The sequence below is a fragment of the Streptomyces sp. NPDC004031 genome, assembly GCF_053604375.1.
Genome location: NZ_JBSGHL010000026.1, coordinates 65,871 through 83,618, shown reverse-complemented (window position 1 = coordinate 83,618; position 17,748 = coordinate 65,871). Strand labels below are relative to the sequence as shown.

Here is a 17,748-nt window from a genome sequence, read left to right as displayed (position 1 = left end):
AAGGGGGCGGCGCGGACGCGGCGGGCCGCGGCGCGGGTGGCCGGATGCGTACCTGCGCGGCGGGCGGCCGGAACGGGGCGCGGGCGGGGTGCCAGGATGGGTGCCGGGCAGGTGTCCCTGCGGACCGGAGGTGCCGGGGTGGACGGTGGCGGGGTGCGGCGGGCCGTACGGCATCGGGCGGCGGCGCCGCTGGGCGCGCTGGCCGCCGGGACGGCCGCGGCGGCGTATCTCTACCGCACGGATCCGCACCAGCCGGGCCACTGGCTGCCGCGCTGCCCCTTCAACTGGGCCACCGGCCTGCTCTGCCCGCTGTGCGGAGCCACCCGTACGGCGTACGACCTGCTGCACGCCGACCCCGTCCGGGCCTTCCACGACAACGCGCTGCTGCTGCTCTGCACGCCGCTGCTGCTGGCCGCCTTCGGAGGCTGGGCGTGGGCGGCGCTGCGGGGGCGGCAGTGGCGTGTTCGGGTGGGGCCGCGCGGGGCGGCGGCACTGGTGGTGGTGCTGGTGGCGTGGGGGGTCGTACGCAACCTGCGCTGAGCGCACCGGCGTACGCCCCCGCGCTCCGGCGGCGCCCTACCGCCGTGACGGCGTCCCCGCCACGGCTCCACGCGCCTCCCGACACGGCGTCAGGGGCTCCGCGTCATGGCGCCGGGGGCTCCGCGTCATGGTGTCAGGGGCTCCGCGTCATGGCGTGACGGGCTCCAGGAAGCCCTGCTCGACCAGCATGCGGATCGCGGTCGGCGTGCGGTCCCGCAGCACCACCGGGTCCTCGCCCAGCAGTTGGGCGATGGCGTCCACGATGCGGCCGGCCGGCAGCGTCCCGTCGCACACCCCGGCGAAGCCCGCGCCCACGGTGTCCACCTCGGTGGCCCGGCGCATACCGCGGCCCGAGCGCAGCACGACGTGCTCGGGGTCCTCCGCACCCGGCATCCCGACCTGCTCCTGCACCACCTCGGGGGCCAGGGTGAAGCGGGCGTCGAGCAGGTCGGCGTCGTCGTGGCGGCGCAGGAAGTCCTGCCGGGCGAACCAGTCCGCGATGTGCGGGCCGAGCGGCTGCTCCACCGGGTGCGGCCATTCCTCGGCGGTGACGGCGGGCCGCTCGGAGCCGGTCTTGCGCAGGGTGATCCAGCCGAAGCCGACGGCACCGACCTTGGCGTGCTCGAAGTCGTCCAGCCAGGCGTCGTAACGGGCCGCGTACGCCGCCGGGTCGTCGCGGTGGTCGCCCCCGTCGCGCAGCCACAACTCGGCGTACTGCGCGACGTCCTGCACCTCGCGCTGCACGATCCAGGCGTCGCAGCCGCGCGGCACCCACTGGACCAGCCGTTCGCGCCAGTCCTGGCCCTCGATGTGCTGCCAGTTGGCCAGCAGTTGGCACCAGCCGCCGTCGGTGAGGTGGTCGGCGGCCTGCTCCACCAGGGTGCGGCACAGGTCGTCGCCGCCCATTCCGCCGTCCCGGTAGGTGAAGCGGCCGGCGGGGGAGATCACGAAGGGCGGGTTGGAGACGACGAGGTCGTAGCGTTCGTCGCCGACCGGCTCGAAGAGGCTGCCGCGGCGCAGGTCGGGCTGCCGGGCGCCGGAGAGCGCGAGGGTGAGGCGGGCGAAGTGCAGGGCGCGCGGGTTGACGTCGGTGGCCGTGACGCGGGTGGCGTGTCGGGAGGCGTGCAGGGCCTGGACGCCGGAGCCGGTGCCCAGGTCCAGGGCGCTGCCCACGGGTTCACGGACGGTCAGCCCGGCGAGGGTGGTGGAGGCGCCGCCGACGCCCAGCACCAGGTCGGCGCGGTCCACGCCGGAGCCGCCGGGCCCGCCGGACGTACCGCCGATGCCGCCCGCGCCGCCGACCGCGCAGCCCAGGTCGGAGACGATCCACCAGTCCGCGCCGCCGTCACCCGCGTAGGGGCGCACATCCGCCGTGGCGCGGATCTCGTCGCCGTCGCGCACCAGCCAGCCGTCCGCGACGTAGCGGTCCAGCCCCGGCAGCGCGACACGGACGCGGCCGTACGGGGCGGGGCGTTGCAGGAGGAAGAGCCGGACCAGGGTCTCCAGCGGGCTTCCGCCACGGGTGGCGCGCAGCGCGGGGACGGTCTCGGCGCGCGAGAGCGCCGCGTAGCCGACGGCGCCCAGCAGGTCGAGGCAGCCGTCGGCGGTGAAGTCGGCGGCGAGCAGGTCGTCGCGCAGAGCGGCTGCGCTGTCGGGGGCGGGGAGGCGGGGCGTCGTCACGAAGGCCATTGTCGCGTCATCGGGCGGCTGCGGGCCACGGGACCGCCGGGTACGGCGGCGGAGGTCCGCCTCGTGCGGCCCGCGGCGCCCCCAGGCCGTACGACGGCTGCGACGGTGACGACGGCTAGGACGGCTAGGACGGCTAGGACACGGTCGGTGTCGGGGCCGTGGACGGGGACTGCGGGACGCTCTGGCAGCCGGGCTGCTTGGCCAGCGCCTTGCCCTGGTCGCCCTCGCGCAGCGCGCTGAGCGCCTTGTCGCCGTCGGTCGTCGCCTTCGAGAAGGAGTCCGACACGCCCTGGAGGCCCGCGGCGAACTTGGCCTGATCGGTGGTGTCCAGCCCGTCGACCTGCTTCTTGAGAGCCGCGTACTGCGTGGACAGCCCGCTGAAGGAGGTGACGGCGTTCTGCTGGAAGGTGTCGCCGTTGTCGCCGGGGGCCGGGCCCGCGGCGTCGAAGATGCCGGACAGCGACTTGTAGGCGTCGGAGATCTGCTGGAAGGCCGCGGAGTCGGCGGACTGCACGTCCTGCGGTTTGCCGCCGCTGTCGACCTTTGTCAGCGAGGTGTTGGCGTCGTTGATCTTCTTCGTCTGCGCCGCGGTCTGGTCGCACACGCCCTGCGCCCAGGTGTCGAGCTTCTTGCCCGTGTCGTCGCTGGAGCAGGCCGACAGCGGCGTCAGCGCCAGCAGCACGGCCGCGCCCGACAGCGCGGCGCGGCGTCCGTGGTTCAGCTTCACCGTTCAGGTCCCTTCCGTGGCGTCACGGCCCCGGAACTTACACGGGGAGGGGGTGGCGACCACGAATCCGGCGGGGACTTCGCGCTCATTCGTCCGCAATTCAAGCCGTTCGTAGCAAGGCCGGGCACGGTATCGCCGACCTGCCCGTACGGCGGGCGCCCGGCCGGATGCCGGGACCCGCCGCGGGGCTGACGGTGTGGCAGAACTCACGTGATGCCCGAGGACCGCCGGGCGTGTCGCACGGCCCTTCGAGGGGGCGTGCGGGTGGTGGTGCGTCAGGCCGGGCTCGCCGCGTCCCCCACCCGTTCGGCGCCGCCGCTCCCGGCGCTCCCGGGGCTCGCGTCCATGACGACACCGCGGCGCCTGGACACGTAGACGGCCCCGACGACGACCACGACCGCGACCGCCGCGACGACGGTCCGCACGGCCGCGTTGGCGTCGACGCCGTAGCTGAACTTGACCACGGCCGGGGCGATGAGCAGCGCGACCAGGTTCATGACCTTCAGCAGCGGGTTGATGGCCGGACCGGCGGTGTCCTTGAACGGGTCGCCCACGGTGTCGCCGATGACGGTCGCCGCGTGCGCCTCGCTGCCCTTGCCGCCGTGGTGGCCGTCCTCGACCAGCTTCTTCGCGTTGTCCCACGCGCCACCGGAGTTGGCGAGGAAGACCGCCATCAGGCTGCCCGCGCCGATCGCCCCCGCGAGGTACGACGCGAGCGAGCCGATGCCGAGGCCGAACCCGACCGCGATCGGCGCCAGGACGGCGAGCAGGCCGGGCGTGGCCAGCTCGCGCAGCGCGTCCTTGGTGCAGATGTCGACGACCCGGCCGTACTCGGGGGTCTCCGTGCCGTCCATGATCCCCGGGTGGTCGTGGAACTGCCGCCGCACCTCGTAGACGACCGCGCCCGCGGAGCGGGAGACGGCGCTGATGGCCAGGCCGGAGAAGAGGAAGACGACCGCCGCGCCGAACAGCAGCCCGACCAGGTTGTTCGGCTGCGAGATGTCCAGCGACAGCCAGCGCGCGTCGGACGCGCCCGGATGCGCCTTGCCGACGGCCGTGTCGACGGCCTCCTTGAACGAGCCGAACAGCGCGGTCGCCGCGAGCACGGCGGTGGCGATGGCGATGCCCTTGGTGATGGCCTTGGTGGTGTTGCCGACCGCGTCGAGGTCGGTGAGCACCTGCGCGCCCTCGCCGTGGACGTCGCCGGACATCTCGGCGATGCCCTGGGCGTTGTCGGAGACGGGGCCGAAGGTGTCCATGGCGACGATGACGCCGACGGTGGTGAGCAGTCCGGTGCCCGCGAGCGCGACCGCGAAGAGCGCGAGCCACACCGAGGTGCCGCCGAGCAGGAAGGCGCCGTAGACCGACAGTCCGATGAGCAGCGCCGAGTAGACCGCGGACTCCAGGCCGAGCGAGATGCCGGAGAGCACCACGGTGGCCGGGCCGGTGAGCGAGGTCTTCCCGACGTCCTGGACCGGGCGCCGGGCGGTCTCGGTGAAATAGCCGGTGAGCTGCTGGATCAGCGCCGCCAGGACGATGCCGATCACGACGGCGACGAGCGCGAGCACGCGCGGGTCGCCGCCGTGGCCGGTGATGTCCGGGCCGACGCCGTGCAGGTCGGCGTAGGAGGAGGGCAGCGCGGTGTAGACGGCGACGGCGACACCGGCCGTCGAGATGAGCGCGGAGACGAAGAATCCGCGGTTGATCGCCGTCATACCGCTGCGGTCGGAGCGGCGGGGCGCGACGGCGAAGATGCCGACCATCGCGGTGAGTACGCCGATCGCGGGGATGAGGAGCGGGAAGGCCAGGCCCGCGTCGCCGAAGGCGACCTTGCCGAGGATGAGTGCCGCCACAAGGGTGACGGCGTAGGACTCGAACAGGTCGGCCGCCATGCCGGCGCAGTCCCCGACGTTGTCGCCGACGTTGTCCGCGATCGTGGCGGCGTTGCGCGGGTCGTCCTCCGGGATGCCCTGCTCGACCTTGCCGACCAGGTCGGCGCCCACGTCGGCGGCCTTGGTGAAGATGCCGCCGCCGACACGCATGAACATCGCGAGCAGCGCGGCGCCGAATCCGAATCCCTCCAGCACCTTGGGGGCGTCGGCTTTGTAGATCAGTACGACCGCGGACGCGCCGAGCAGTCCGAGTCCGACGGTGAACATTCCGACGACGCCACCCGTGCGGAATGCGATCTTCATGGCCCGGTGCGACACGTCGCGTAAATCGGCGGGCGGTTCTCCGGGTTCCGGGGTCGCCGCTCTCGCCGCCGCGGCGACCCGCACATTGCTGCGTACCGCGAGCCACATTCCGACGTATCCGGTGATCGCCGAGAATACGGCGCCGACGAGAAAGAAGATCGACCGGCCGATACGTTGCGAGGTGTCGTCCGCGGGCAGCAGCATGAGCAGGAAGAACGCGGCGACGGCGAAGACCGCCAGGGTACGGAACTGCCGTGCCAGGTAGGCGTTGGCGCCTTCCTGCACGGCAGCGGCGATCCTCTTCATGGCGTCGGAACCTTCGTCCGACGCGAGCACTTGACGCACCAGCACCGCGGCGAGTGCCAGGGCCGCGAGTGCGACCACCGCGATGATCCAGACGAGCAGCCGGTTTCCGTCCGTCAGTACCGGTATCGGATCCGCGGCAAGCGTCCGAGGGGTGAATAGCCCCGCCATTCGTCCTCCTTGACGTTTGGCGCATGGGCGTGCGGCTCCTACGGCTCGACAGTCGACAAAACCGCGACGCTCAGGCGAGCTGAGCACGATGAGCGGATTGTAGGGAGCCGCGAAAGATCAAAAAAGGGTGCGCGTCGGGATCGGTCGGGAATTCCTGCCGTAAATGACGCATCCGGCCAATCGGACGCGTTTTCCGTCCCGCACGGGCGTTACGCGGGTTCCGCCGCGGAGGGGCTTCCGGCGGACGGCCTTACGCGGAGGGGGTCGGCCAGCTCATGCGGATGACTCCGCCGGCGGCGCCCTCGATGACCTCCACGTCGTCGACCAGGCCGCTGATCACGGCCAGGCCCATCTCGCCCTCGTCGTCGGCGGCCTCGTCGCCACCGGAGTCCGGCGAGGAGCCGTGGGCGTTGCCCGGCACCTCGTCGGCCACCTCGATGGAGAACGTCTTCTCGTCCTCGTTGAGCATCACCCGCACCGGCGCCTCGACGCCGTTGCTGCGGTGCAGGCCCACGGCACGGCTGCAGGCCTCGCCCACCGCGAGCCGCACCTCGTCGAGAGCCGCCTCGCCCACCCCCGCCCGGCGCGCCACGGCAGCCGCCACGAGCCGTGCTGTGCGCACATGCTCCGGCTGGGCGCTGAAGAGCAGTTCTACGGTGGGCATGGCCTCCCCCTCGGTTCCATGGGCAGACATCACACGGGCATCACAGGGGTCCGGACGGTGTACCCGTCCGGGACCCCTTCGCTCGGGCGAAGAATCAGTCGGTCGCCGCGACGGCCTCGTCCACCGAGGTGTGGATCGGGAACACCTTGGTCAGGCCGGTGATACGGAAAATCTTCAGGATGCGCTCCTGGTTGCACACCAGACGCAGCGATCCCTCATGCGCGCGCACCCGCTTGAGCCCGCCGACGAGGACGCCCAGTCCGGTGGAGTCGAGGAAGTCGACCCCTTCCATGTCCACGACCAGGTGGTAACTCCCGTCGTTCACGAGCTCCACCAGCTGCTCGCGCAGCTTGGGCGCGGTGTACACATCAATCTCGCCGCCGACCTCGACGATCGTGCGATCGCCGACGGTTCGGGTCGACAGGGACAGGTCCACGGATCCTCCAGCACCTTGCATCGACGCGACTCCCCCAGGGGCCTCCCCACCGAGGAGTAGGAGCCTTCTCCCACCGAAGGTAGGGGAAGGGCCCTCAGCCGCGATGGCATTCAATCACTTCACAGCGGGCCAGCACGACGCCTTCATGCGTTTGTCCGTCACGCCGGTGACACACTGAGTGCCGATGGCCCAGGATCATCTTCCGCAGTCGGCGCACGGGCGCCCGTCCCCCCGCACCGCTCTGGAGCGGCTCGCCACGGGGGCGGACAGGGCCGCGCGCATCACCCATACGGAGCACCTGCCCCCGCGGGTCGGACGTCATGCCTCATGGCCGCTCGGCATCCGGCCGGAGGTCGTGGCGGCGGTGGAGGCCGCCGGGATCCGCCTGCCGTGGGAGCACCAGGCACGGGCGGCCGAGCTGGCGGTGGGCGGCGAGTCGGTGGTCGTCGCCACGGGGACGGCCTCGGGCAAGTCGCTCGGCTACCTCGTGCCGGTCCTCAGCGCCCTGCTGGACGGGGCCGACGCGCCGGGCGCAGGGGGGCGGGGCGCGACCGCGCTGTACCTGGCGCCCACCAAGGCGCTGGCCGCCGACCAGCGGCGGGCCGTGGCAGCGCTCGCCGCCCCGCTGGGCACGGCGGTGCGGCCCGCGGTCTACGACGGCGACACGCCCGTCGAGGAGCGCGAGTGGGTCCGGCAGTACGCCACCTACGTGCTCACCAACCCGGACATGCTGCACCGCGGCATCCTCCCCGGGCACGCCCGGTGGTCCTCCTTCCTGCGCCATCTGCGCTATGTCGTGATCGACGAGTGCCACACCTACCGCGGTGTCTTCGGCTCGCACGTCGCCCAGGTGCTGCGCCGGCTGCGGCGGGTGTGCGCCCGCTACGGGGCCGCGCCCGTCTTCCTGCTGGCCTCCGCGACCGCCGCCGACCCGGCGCGCGCGGCCACCCGGCTCACCGGGCTGCCGGTCGCCGAGATCACCGACGACGCCTCGCCGCGCGGCGAACTCGCCTTCGCGCTGTGGGAGCCGCCGCTGACGCACCTGTCCGGCGAGCACGGCGCGCCGGTCCGGCGGACCGCCACTGCCGAATCCGCAGACCTGCTCACCGACCTGGTGCTCCAGGGGGTGCGCACGGTCGCCTTCGTCCGCTCCCGGCGCGGGGCCGAGCTGGTCGCGGTGATCGCCCAGGAGCGGCTCGCCGAGATCGACTCCGCGCTGCCGCGCCGGGTCGCCGCCTACCGCGGCGGCTACCTCCCGGAGGAGCGCCGGGCCCTGGAACGCGATCTGCACTCCGGCCGGCTGCTGGGCCTGGCGTCCACGTCCGCGCTGGAACTGGGCGTGGACATCTCGGGCCTGGACGCCATCGTGCTGGCCGGCTACCCCGGCACCCGCGCCTCGCTGTGGCAGCAGGCCGGGCGCGCCGGGCGGTCGGGGCAGGGCGCGCTCGCCGTCATGGTCGGCCGCGACGACCCGCTCGACACGTATCTCGTGCACCACCCCGAGGCGATCTTCGAGCAGCCCGTCGAATCCACGGTGCTGGACCCGGACAATCCCTACGTCCTCGCCCCGCACCTGTGCGCCGCCGCGGCCGAGCTGCCGCTCACCGAGGAGGACCTGCCGCTCTTCGGCCCGGAGGCGCCCGCGCTGCTGCCGCAGCTGGAGCGGCGGGGGCTGCTGCGCCGCAGGGCCACCGGCTGGTACTGGACGCGCCGCGAGCGGGCGGCCGACCTCACCGACATCCGCGGCGCGGGCGGCAAGCCGGTCCAGGTCGTGGAGTCGGCCACCGGGCGGCTGCTGGGCACGGTGGACGCCGCCTCGGCGCACACCGCCGTGCACGAAGGCGCCGTCCACCTGCACCAGGGCCGCACCTACGTGGTGGAGCACCTGGACCTGGAGGACTCCGTCGCCCTCGTGACCCGTGCGGACCCGTCCTACTCGACGATGGCCCGCGACACCACGTCCATCCGGGTGCTGTCCACCGATGTGGACGAGCCGTGGGGCGCGGCCCGCATCCACTTCGGGTCGGTGGAGGTCACCCACCAGGTGGTCTCGTACCTGCGCCGACGCCTGGTGACCGGCGAGGTGCTGGGCGAGACCCGGCTCGACCTGCCGCCGCGCACGCTGCGCACGCGGGCCGTCTGGTGGACCGTCACCGACGACCAGCTGGACGCCGCCGGCATCCTCCCGGAGGAGCTGCCCGGCGCGCTGCACGCCGCCGAGCACGCCTCCATCGGCCTCCTCCCGCTCTTCGCCACGTGCGACCGCTGGGACATCGGCGGTGTGTCCGTTCCGCTGCACACCGACACCGGGCTGCCCACCGTCTTCGTCTACGACGGCCACCCGGGCGGTGCGGGCTTCGCCGAGCGCGCCTTCCACACCGCGCGCGGCTGGCTCAGCGCCACCCGTGAGGCCATCGCCGCCTGCGAGTGCGACGCAGGCTGCCCGTCCTGCGTCCAGTCCCCCAAGTGCGGCAACGGCAACGACCCGCTCGACAAGGCCGCCTCCCTCCGCCTCCTGACCTCCCTCCTGTCCTCCGCCCCACCGGACGCCCCCACCCCGCAGCGCCCCGCGGACGACCCGGGCGAAGCCTCCGGCGGCGGGGACGGGCCCGCCGCGCCCCGCCCCGGGCACACCTCCGAGGCCGAGCCGGGCGGTTAGTGCGGTACGCCCGCTGGGGACCCTGGGCACGGAGGCCCGGAACCGGACCCGGGCGACACCGTCAGCCAGCACGTCCGCGGCGGATACGCCAGGGCCCGGGGGTGGGTCCGTCTCCGGGGTGGCGGCCGGGCCGGCGCGGGATCGGACGCGGGCTCCGCCGACCTCGGCCACCACGTCGGCGATCTCGCCGGTCACCGCGCAGGCTGTCAGTCGGGCGCCCTGGGCCTCGGCGACCTGGGCGGCCAGCGCGCAGGCGTGCGTCCTGCCGTCCAGAGCGTGATCGGCCGCCGCGAGGGCGGCGAGGTCCGCGGCCGCGCCCGCCCGGTGGCGCAGGACGACCGCGTGCGCGAGCAGCAGCCCGGCTGCGAAGAGCGTGAGCAGTACGGCCATGATCCCGAGGGACCAGACGGTGGCCGAGCCCCGGTCGCGCTCCTGCGGCGGCGCGGTCACGGTCCCTCACCGCCGCCCACGGAATCCTCGGCGAGCGCGGTGGACTGGGCCCCGAGCGCGACGGGGAAGCGCGGTGGCGGGACGACCACCCGCACGGTCACCATGTCGCCCGCCCGCCGCACGCTGACCCGCGCGCCCTTCGGCGCCGCCTCCCGCGCGGCCCGGAGCACGGCGGCGGGCTCTTCCGACCGGGCCGCCGCCCGTGCCCCGGCCCGTGCCGCGTCCACGCACATGACCTGGGCGGCCGTGGCCATGAGACCCCAGATGAGCGTCCCGGCCACCAGGACCAGCGCGGGCATCGACACCGCCGTCTCCGCGGTCACGTATCCCTGGTCCCCGGCCCGGCGGCGGGCCCTGACCACCCGTCCCGCCCACGGCGGCACGGCACCTGCGGCGCCTTCCCGGCTCGGCCGCCGCCGGGTGGCCACCGGGCCCGGCGGACCCGCGAGCGGCGGCAGAGCGAGCCGCGGACCGGGTGGGGTGCCGCCGTGGCCGCCCGGCCCCGGAACCGTCCCGCCCGGCGCCGAGCCGGAGCGCGAGCAGGAGCGCGGGCCCGAGGGCGGGTGCGGCCGCACGGCCGCACCCGGCTTCGAGGAGGTGTCAGAAGGGCACATGGAGGGCCTTCGTGATCACCCCGGTGAGAGCGGTCCGCACCGGGCCGCTCGTCACGATCTTGTAGAGCACGGCGGCGAAGCCGCACGCGGCGATCGTCCCGACCGCGTACTCCGCCGTGCTCATCCCCGCCTCGGCCGCCGCGCGGCACGCCCGCGCCCGGCGCCTCCACCACGCCGCCGCCCGGCTCCTCCCGTCCGGTCGCGGCCGGACCGCCGTCCGCGAGGGTGACGTCCTGACGATGCTCATTTCCTTTTCCTCCCGTTTCTTGGGCTTCTCCGGGTGATCCCGGACGTGTACGAGGGCGTGCGGAACCACGCCCCCCGCTCATGGGTGATCTGTCGGGTCGCGGTCAGGTCAGGGCGCGGCGGGGCCGAGGACCGTGCCCGCCAGGCCGATCACCACCGGGGCCACCCCGACCAGCAGGAAGGCCGGCAGGAAGCACAGGCCCAGCGGGGCGGTGGCCAGCACCGCCGCCCGTCTGGCCGCGGCCTGCGCGGTACGGCTCTGCGCCGCGCGCAACTCGGCGGCGAGGCGGGCCATCTCCGCCACCGGCGCGCTGCCCGTCGTGGACGCCCTGGCCAGGCACCGGCCCAGCTCGCGGGCGGCGGGCCCGCCGCTGACGCCGAAGCGCAGCCAGCACTCCACCGGATCCCCGCCGAACCGCACTTCGGACTGCGCTCGTATCAGCGCGGCCCCCAGCGGCCCGCCGAGACACCCGCCCACCGCGCCCGCCGCCGCACCTGGTGTCGCCCCGGCGGCCAGGCACGCGGCCATCAGGTCGGCGCACAGCGGCAGTTGTCCGGCGCCGGGGTCAGCGGTGGCCGCACGGCGCTCTGCCGCGCGCAGGCGGCCCCGCAGCCACCACCTGGCCGCCAGGGCGGCGGCCGGCCCCGTGAGCACGCCGAGCGGCCCGCCGACGGCCACCCCCGTCACCAGCCCGGCCGCGAGCGCTGCTCCCCACGGCCGCGCCGCACCACCGGCCGCCCGGCGCACCGGCGGCCCGCCGAGCACCGTCACGAGCCGCCTCGCCCTCTTCCGCCGTCCGCGCCCGAGACCGGCGGCCACCGCGCCGCCCGCCGCGACCGCCGCCACCATGGTTGTCCCCAGGCTGTGGACAACCCCGCCGACTCCCACGAGCCCGACCGCGAGAGCATCCGCGCCGCCCGTCCTCCGGGAGCGCGCTTCCGCCGGGCGGCGCGGCTCCTCCGGCGGACCGCCGCGGTGTTTCGGTCCCGCCGCCGGGGATTCGGCCGCGCGCATGATCCGCGCCGTCCAGACGAGCCCCGCCCATTCCAGGGCGCCCCCGGCGAGGAGGCACAGCAGGCCCGCGGGAGTGTGGAGCAGCACCCGGGCGGGATCGGCGCCCAGGCCCGCGCCGAGGACCACGCCGAAGAGCGGGAGCAGCGCGAGCAGCGCCGCGGTGGAGCGGGGACCGGCCAACTGGGCCCGCAGGTCGTCACGCTGGTCGGCCTCGGCCCGCAGGGCCGCGGCCACCCGGTCCAGCGCGGCGGCCAGTCCGGCACCGCCGTCCACCGCGACCTGCCAGCAGGCGGCCACCGCGGTCAGGCCCTCCGTGCCCGCGGACGGCGTGGCGGCGTCGCGCAGCGCCCGGGGAACGTCACCGCCGAAGCGGGCGGCGGAGAGCAGCAGGCGGGCCGCTCCGGACAGTTCGGGGGTCCGCTGCCACCCGGCGGTTCCGATCGTCTCGCCCAGCGCGGTGTGCGGCGGTCGCCCCGCGCGCAGCTCACCGGCGAGCGCAGCGCACAGCGCCGCGACGGCCGCCGCCCCGCGTTCGGCTGCGGCCCGGCGTGCCCGCCTCCGCAAGGCCCGCCCCACGAGCGGCACCGCGGCGATTCCGGCGAGCAACGGCAGCACCGAACGTGTCAGCACCGCCAGCACGGCGCCGACCGGCACGCACAGTGCCTCCGGCCCCGCCCGCCGGACCACCCGGGCGACTCGCGCACACCGCTCGGGCCCACCGCGGGCGTACCTCTCGACGCGCCCTGGCAGCTCCGCGAGCACCGCACGCAGCCACTCCCCCGGCCCCACGCGACCGGCGGCCCGCGCGCCGTCCCCTCCGAACACCCGGCGCGCCCGCCGCCGGGCCCCGCCACCCTCCAGCCCCGTGGCCAGCAACGCGGCAGCACACAGCGCCACCGCCCACACCACCTGCCCTTCACCCACCATGACGCACCGCCAACCACTCACCCGCACGCGCCACCGGCAGCCGCGCCTCAGCCCACGAAGCCGTGGCCCACGGAGCCGTCGCCCACTGCCGGGCCGCCTCGCGCAGAGCGGTCGCACGCCCCGCCGCCCCCGGCACCCACTCGGCCGCCGACCGCCTCACCGCGACCCGCACCCACGGCCGTACCCCGGCCACACCACCGCGCCCGGCAGCCGCCTGACGCACCGCCAACCGCAGCAGCGCACCCAGCGCACCCTCCGCGCCCAGCGCCCGCCACCGCACCGCCACCCGCAGCAGCGCACCCCGCGCGGTCATGACGTGCTCCCGGCGCACAGTGCCGCGAGGCGGGGCCAGCCGGGGCCGCGGGTCAGGGGGGTGGAGGGGCCGTGGAGGGCGGGGAGGGTGGTGACCAGGCCGTCTGCGCCGCGGGTGAGGACGTGGATCTCGGCGACGCGGCGCAGTCCCGTCCTGTCGCGGGCCAGGTGGATCACCACGGAGAGGGCCGCCGCCAGTTGGCTGTGCAGGGCCGCCCGGTCCAGGCCCGCGGTGGAGCCGAGGGCCTCCAGGCGGGCGGGGACGTCGGACGCGGCGTTGGCGTGGACCGTGCCGCAGCCGCCCTCGTGGCCCGTGTTGAGGGCGCTGAGCAGATCCGTGACCTCGGCTCCGCGCACCTCGCCGACCACCAGCCGGTCGGGCCGCATGCGCAGCGCCTGGCGCACCAGCTCCCGCAGCGTGACCTCACCGGCGCCCTCCTGGTTGGGCGGGCGGGCCTCCAGCCGGACGACGTGCGGGTGGTCGGGGCGCAGTTCGGCGGAATCCTCGGCCAGGACGATGCGCGCCCCGGGATCGACCAGGCCCAGCAGGCAGCTGAGCAGCGTCGTCTTCCCCGAGCCCGTACCGCCGCTGATCATGAAGGACAGCCGCGCGTCGAGCACCGCGCGCAGCACGGTTGCCGTCTCGGCGTCCACGGTGCCGGCGGCGACCAGTTCGGCGAGGGTGAAGGCGCGTGAGCGGACCACGCGCAGGGACAGGCAGGGGGATCCGACGACGACGGGTGGCAGCACCGCGTGCAGCCGGGTGCCGTCCGGGAGCCGGGCGTCGACCCAGGGCCGGGCGTCGTCGAGCCGGCGGCCCGCGGTGGTCGCGAGGCGCTGGGCGAGCCGGCGGACGGCGGCGGTGTCGGGGAAGCGGACGGGGGCGCGCTCCAGGCCCCGGCCGCGGTCGGTCCAGACCTCCTCGGGGCCGTTGACCAGGATGTCGGTGACCTCCGGGTCGGCGAGCAGCGCCTCCAGCGGGCCCGCGCCGACCAGTTCGGAGCGGAGGGCGCCAACGACCCGGAGGACTTCGGTGTCGCCGAGCAGGCGGCCCTGCGCGCGCAGCGCCGCGGCGACCCTGGCGGGTGTCGCCTCGCCGCCGTGCTCGGCCAGGCGGAGGCGTACGGCGTCCAGCAGGGGCGTGGTCATGCCGCCACGCTCCCGTCGTCCGTGAGGGCCGCGGCGAGGAAGGCGGTGCAGAAGCGGGCCAGCGGACCGCGGCCCGAGGACCCCGGGGGCCCGCTGCTGCCGAGGGTGTCGGGGCCGCGCTCGGGGGGCAGTTCGCCGGCCGGCGGCAGTCCGACGAGCCGGGCCGTCTCACGCCCGTCGAGCCCGTCGGCGAAGGGACCGCGGACCACCACCCGCAGGTCCTTCATGACCATCGTGAAGGCCGAGGCAACCCGGGTGGCCGCGGCGATCGCGCGCAGTTCGGCGGGCACGACCAGCAGGCCGATGTCGATCTGCTGAAGCGTCTCGGCCACCGCGTCGTCCATCCGGCGCGGCAGATCGACGACCACGAGGCCACCGCGCCGCCGGGCGGCGCTCAGCACCGACCGCATGGCGGGGGCCGGGATGACGACGGATTCGCCGCGGTCCCAGCTGAGGACGCTCAGCGCGTCCAGCCGCGGCAGGGACTCCTCCAGGACTGCGCTGTTGACGCGGCCGCGCGAGTTGGCGAGCGCGGGCCAGCGCAGTCCGCGGTTGCGCTCGGCCCCGACGAGGATGTCGAGGCCGCCGCCGAGCGGATCGCCGTCGATGAGCATCGTGCGCCGCCCGGCGCGCGCGGAGGTGACCGCGAGGGCGCACGCCAGGGTGCTCGCGCCGGCGCCGCCGCGGCCGCCGACCACCCCGACGGTCAGGGCGGGCCGCCCGACGCCCTCGACGATGTCGGCGAGCCGGTCGACGAGCCAGGCTTCGGCGTCGGGCAGCAGCAGAACGTGGTCGGCCCCGACGTCGTGGGCGGTGCGCCACACCTCCGCGTCGTCCGGATCCCGCCCGACGAGGAGGACGCCGTTCCGGCGCGGGACCCCGCGGATCCGGGCTGCCGACTCGACGCCGACCAGGACCAGCGGCGCGCCTTCCCAACTCGGCGCGCGCGGTGGCGCCCCGAAGACGACTTCCGGTTCCGAGCCGGCGGCGGCGCACAGCCGTAGCAGATCGTCGAGGAGGCTTTCATCCTCCGTGACAATCAGAGGTCCGGCGCACCCTTCGAGGCCGTCGTGACGCGGTCCGGACGTTGTGGAACCGAACATTTCTCTTCCCCTTCGCTTGCCTTGCGGGGCACCGGTGTGCACCGCTGACATCAGCTTGGGGCGAGAAGCGGGAATTGAGATGATCTTGGTCGGAAACTGTGGACAACTCGACGATTGTGGATAACTCGTCACTCACACAGGTGACTTCACGCCGACTTCACAACGATTACGGACCGTCACGCGTCGTACCCAGGGGAGCCCACCTGTGGACAGCGGAGGCTGCTGTGATCGAGGACGGCGCGGGACCCGGCCGAGAGCGGCAGAACGGGTCCGGACATGCGACGACCCCCGCCGGGGGGGAGAGCGGGGGTCGTCCCCACGGTCCGACTCGGGGGGGGAGGAGCCAGACCGGGTTAGCACGGTCGCGAACGATCCGTGACTTCCATGGTGTACCCGATGGCCTTCGAGAGCAAACCCACGCGCCTGACCTTACGCCGAATGGTGGTTGCCTATGCTCGTCACGTGGAAAACCACCTGCCACCGCGCACCGCGGCCTTCTTCGATCTCGACAAGACCGTGATCGCCAAGTCCAGCACACTCGCCTTCGGGCGGTCCTTCTACCAGGGCGGTCTCATCAACCGGCGGGCGGTTTTGCGCACCGCATATGCCCAGTTCGTGTACCTGGTCGGGGGTGCGGATCACGACCAGATGGAAGGCATGCGCAAATACCTGTCCGATCTGTGCAAGGGATGGAATGTCCAGCAGGTGCGGGAGATCGTCGCCGAGACCCTGCACGACCTCATCGATCCGATCATCTACGACGAGGCGGCCTCGCTCATCGAGGAGCACCACGCCGCCGGGCGTGACGTCGTCATCGTCAGCGCCTCCGGCTCCGAGGTGGTCGAGCCGATCGGCGAGATGCTCGGCGCCGACCACGTCGTGGCCACCCGGATGGTGGTCGAGGACGGGGCCTACAACGGCGAGATCGAGCATTACGTCTACGGCCCGGCGAAGGCGGAGGCGATCGAGGAGCTGGCCCGCTCGCAGGGCTACGACCTGGAGCGTTCCTTCGCCTACAGCGACTCGGTGACCGACATCCCGATGCTGGAGTCGGTCGGCCACCCCTATGCGGTCAACCCCGACCGGGCACTGCGCAAGGAGGCGGTGGCCCGCGGGTGGCCCGCGCTCACCTTCAACCGCCCGGTGCGGCTGAACCAGCGGATCCCCTCCCTGCCCATGCCGTCCGCCCCCGTGCTCGCCGCCGCCGCGGTGGGTGCCGCCGCCGCGACCGCGGGGCTGGTCTGGCTCGCCGCCCGGCGCCGCCGCCCGGCCGTCCTGTCCTGAGACCGCCCGGCCCCGGGACCACCGCACCCCGGGGTCGTCATGTCCCGTTTGTCGGCGATGGCAGGAAAAGTAAAGAAGTGGAGCCGGGGGTTCCACCGGGGCACGGTCGGGGGTAGAAAGGACGTAGCGGCCCGCGAGACCACGGACTTCCGAGAGGAAGACCGCAGTTCACAGCAGTAGGCCCCACGGACCGAGCACGGAAGCCGGGCACCCACGCGCAGCCGACCCGCCAACCGGGTCAGCCGTACCAGGCAGCGGGCGAAGACCCCGCCCTGATCACGGCAGACATCGCGCACGCACTGGTCACCGGGCCGACGTGCCAGCGGCGGCACCTCAGGGTGCCGCCGCATTGCCGTACCCGGCGCCGTCCATGTCTCCGGCGTCGGCCTCGGGCGTTCTCAGGCCGCGCCGCGCTGCAGCGCCTCGCAGACGGCGACGCTCTCGCGTACGCCCAGCTCCAGCGCCCGCCCGCAGTGGGCGATCCATTCCGCCATGCCCTCGGCCGTGCCCGAGGCGTAGCCCTCCAGGGCCGCGAGGTAGGCGGCCGCGCCCAGTTCCGCGTAGCCGACCTCCGCCGGGCAGATGGACTTCGGGTCCAGTCCCGTGCCGACCAGGACGATGCGTTCCGCGGCCCGCGCGACGGGTCCGTTGAACGAGCCGAAGGGGCGCAGACTCAGCAGTTCGCCGTGGACGACCGACGCGACGACCAGCGCGGGGGCCGACGTTCCCGCGAGCAGCAGCGCGGTGAGGCCGTCCAGCCGCGCGGTGACCTCCGGCGGCTTCGGCAGGTCCAGTTCCGCGGCGCCGACCAGGGGTTCGTCCACCGGCTCCCCGGCCAGCCGCGGCCGTCCCACGGCGGTGTCCGCCGCAGCGCCGCCCGCCGCCACCAGGTGCAGCCGGGCCAGCGCCTGCAGGGGCGAGCGCCGCCAGACGCCGAGCAGCTGGCCGGCCTCGGCGGTCAGCCGCAGCGCGGCGCCGACCGTACGGGCCTGCTCGTCCGCGGAGAAGTCGCTGCGGCGGCGCAGCTCCTCCAGCGGCCAGTCGGCGCCGGCCAGGGCGGCGGAGCCGCGCGCACCGCGCAGCGCGGCCTCCGCGGTGACCTCGTCGGACCTGCGGCGCATCACCCGGTGGCCGTACACCGCGTCCACTGCCCGGCGCACGGCGTCGACCGCCTCGGGCACGCCCGGCAGGGTGCCGAGGGCGGCGAGCGGGTCGGTCGCCGAGAGTTCCCCGGCGGCGGACTGGGCAGCGTTCGTAGCCATGC

General features: G+C 74.6%; 15 protein-coding genes and 1 pseudogene. 3 read left to right on the top strand and 13 right to left on the bottom strand.

Features of this window, described 5'->3' with window-relative positions; genetic code table 11:
• The first annotated feature begins 96 nt into the window (after positions 1 to 96).
• A complete protein-coding gene (locus tag ACWERV_RS18880) occupies positions 97 to 540 on the top strand; it encodes a DUF2752 domain-containing protein (RefSeq protein ID WP_452934237.1) in 444 nt (147 codons plus the stop codon).
• A 147-nt stretch (positions 541 to 687) separates the two neighbouring features.
• Here the strand turns inward: ACWERV_RS18880 and ACWERV_RS18875 are convergent, their stop codons facing one another.
• The 5 genes from ACWERV_RS18875 to bldG form a co-directional block, all read right to left on the bottom strand.
• Positions 688 to 2,229 (bottom strand): DUF7059 domain-containing protein, encoded by a 1,542-nt coding sequence (locus ACWERV_RS18875; RefSeq protein ID WP_452934235.1) that lies wholly within the window; start codon positions 2,227 to 2,229, stop codon positions 688 to 690.
• Positions 2,230 to 2,362: 133 nt separating this feature from the next.
• On the bottom strand, positions 2,363 to 2,956 hold the full coding sequence (locus ACWERV_RS18870; protein WP_452934232.1) for a small secreted protein: 594 nt from the start codon (positions 2,954 to 2,956) through the stop codon (positions 2,363 to 2,365).
• Positions 2,957 to 3,231: 275 nt separating this feature from the next.
• On the bottom strand, positions 3,232 to 5,625 hold the full coding sequence (locus tag ACWERV_RS18865; RefSeq protein WP_452934229.1) for a sodium-translocating pyrophosphatase: 2,394 nt from the start codon (positions 5,623 to 5,625) through the stop codon (positions 3,232 to 3,234).
• A 250-nt stretch (positions 5,626 to 5,875) separates the two neighbouring features.
• Positions 5,876 to 6,289, bottom strand: coding sequence for an ATP-binding protein (locus ACWERV_RS18860; RefSeq protein WP_398173750.1), 414 nt, complete (start codon positions 6,287 to 6,289; stop codon positions 5,876 to 5,878).
• A 94-nt stretch (positions 6,290 to 6,383) separates the two neighbouring features.
• Positions 6,384 to 6,725 (bottom strand): anti-sigma factor antagonist BldG, encoded by a 342-nt coding sequence (gene bldG / locus ACWERV_RS18855; protein ID WP_031520166.1) that lies wholly within the window; start codon positions 6,723 to 6,725, stop codon positions 6,384 to 6,386.
• Positions 6,726 to 6,909: 184 nt separating this feature from the next.
• Between bldG and ACWERV_RS18850 the strand changes: the two genes are divergently transcribed.
• A complete protein-coding gene (locus tag ACWERV_RS18850) occupies positions 6,910 to 9,384 on the top strand; it encodes a DEAD/DEAH box helicase (protein WP_452934224.1) in 2,475 nt (824 codons plus the stop codon).
• A gap of 183 nt (positions 9,385 to 9,567) precedes the next feature.
• Here the strand turns inward: ACWERV_RS18850 and ACWERV_RS18845 are convergent.
• The 7 genes and pseudogenes from ACWERV_RS18845 to ssd form a co-directional block, all read right to left on the bottom strand.
• Positions 9,568 to 9,774, bottom strand: a pseudogene (locus tag ACWERV_RS18845) (Rv3654c family TadE-like protein); the annotation flags it as partial.
• A gap of 56 nt (positions 9,775 to 9,830) precedes the next feature.
• A complete protein-coding gene (locus tag ACWERV_RS18840) occupies positions 9,831 to 10,157 on the bottom strand; it encodes a TadE family type IV pilus minor pilin (RefSeq protein WP_398173757.1) in 327 nt (108 codons plus the stop codon).
• Between the two features lie 277 nt (positions 10,158 to 10,434).
• Positions 10,435 to 10,695 (bottom strand): DUF4244 domain-containing protein, encoded by a 261-nt coding sequence (locus tag ACWERV_RS18835; protein ID WP_452934221.1) that lies wholly within the window; start codon positions 10,693 to 10,695, stop codon positions 10,435 to 10,437.
• A 108-nt stretch (positions 10,696 to 10,803) separates the two neighbouring features.
• Positions 10,804 to 12,636, bottom strand: coding sequence for a type II secretion system F family protein (locus ACWERV_RS18830; protein ID WP_452934219.1), 1,833 nt, complete (start codon positions 12,634 to 12,636; stop codon positions 10,804 to 10,806).
• A complete protein-coding gene (locus ACWERV_RS18825; protein WP_452934216.1) occupies positions 12,626 to 12,949 on the bottom strand; it encodes a hypothetical protein in 324 nt (107 codons plus the stop codon). Before ACWERV_RS18825 ends, ACWERV_RS18830 begins: the two co-directional genes overlap by 11 nt.
• Positions 12,946 to 14,097 (bottom strand): TadA family conjugal transfer-associated ATPase, encoded by a 1,152-nt coding sequence (locus ACWERV_RS18820; RefSeq protein ID WP_452934214.1) that lies wholly within the window; start codon positions 14,095 to 14,097, stop codon positions 12,946 to 12,948. Before ACWERV_RS18820 ends, ACWERV_RS18825 begins: the two co-directional genes overlap by 4 nt.
• A complete protein-coding gene (ssd, locus tag ACWERV_RS18815) occupies positions 14,094 to 15,200 on the bottom strand; it encodes a septum site-determining protein Ssd (protein WP_452934212.1) in 1,107 nt (368 codons plus the stop codon). Before ssd ends, ACWERV_RS18820 begins: the two co-directional genes overlap by 4 nt.
• A 438-nt stretch (positions 15,201 to 15,638) precedes the next feature.
• Here ssd and ACWERV_RS18810 point away from each other — a divergent pair, with 438 nt between their 5' ends.
• Entirely contained in the window at positions 15,639 to 16,484 is an 846-nt protein-coding gene (locus ACWERV_RS18810; RefSeq protein ID WP_398173772.1) for an HAD family hydrolase, read from the top strand.
• A 398-nt stretch (positions 16,485 to 16,882) separates the two neighbouring features.
• Here the strand turns inward: ACWERV_RS18810 and ACWERV_RS18805 are convergent, their stop codons facing one another.
• A complete protein-coding gene (locus ACWERV_RS18805) occupies positions 16,883 to 17,746 on the bottom strand; it encodes a Fic family protein (RefSeq protein ID WP_398173775.1) in 864 nt (287 codons plus the stop codon).
• Between the last annotated feature and the right edge of the window lie 2 nt (positions 17,747 to 17,748).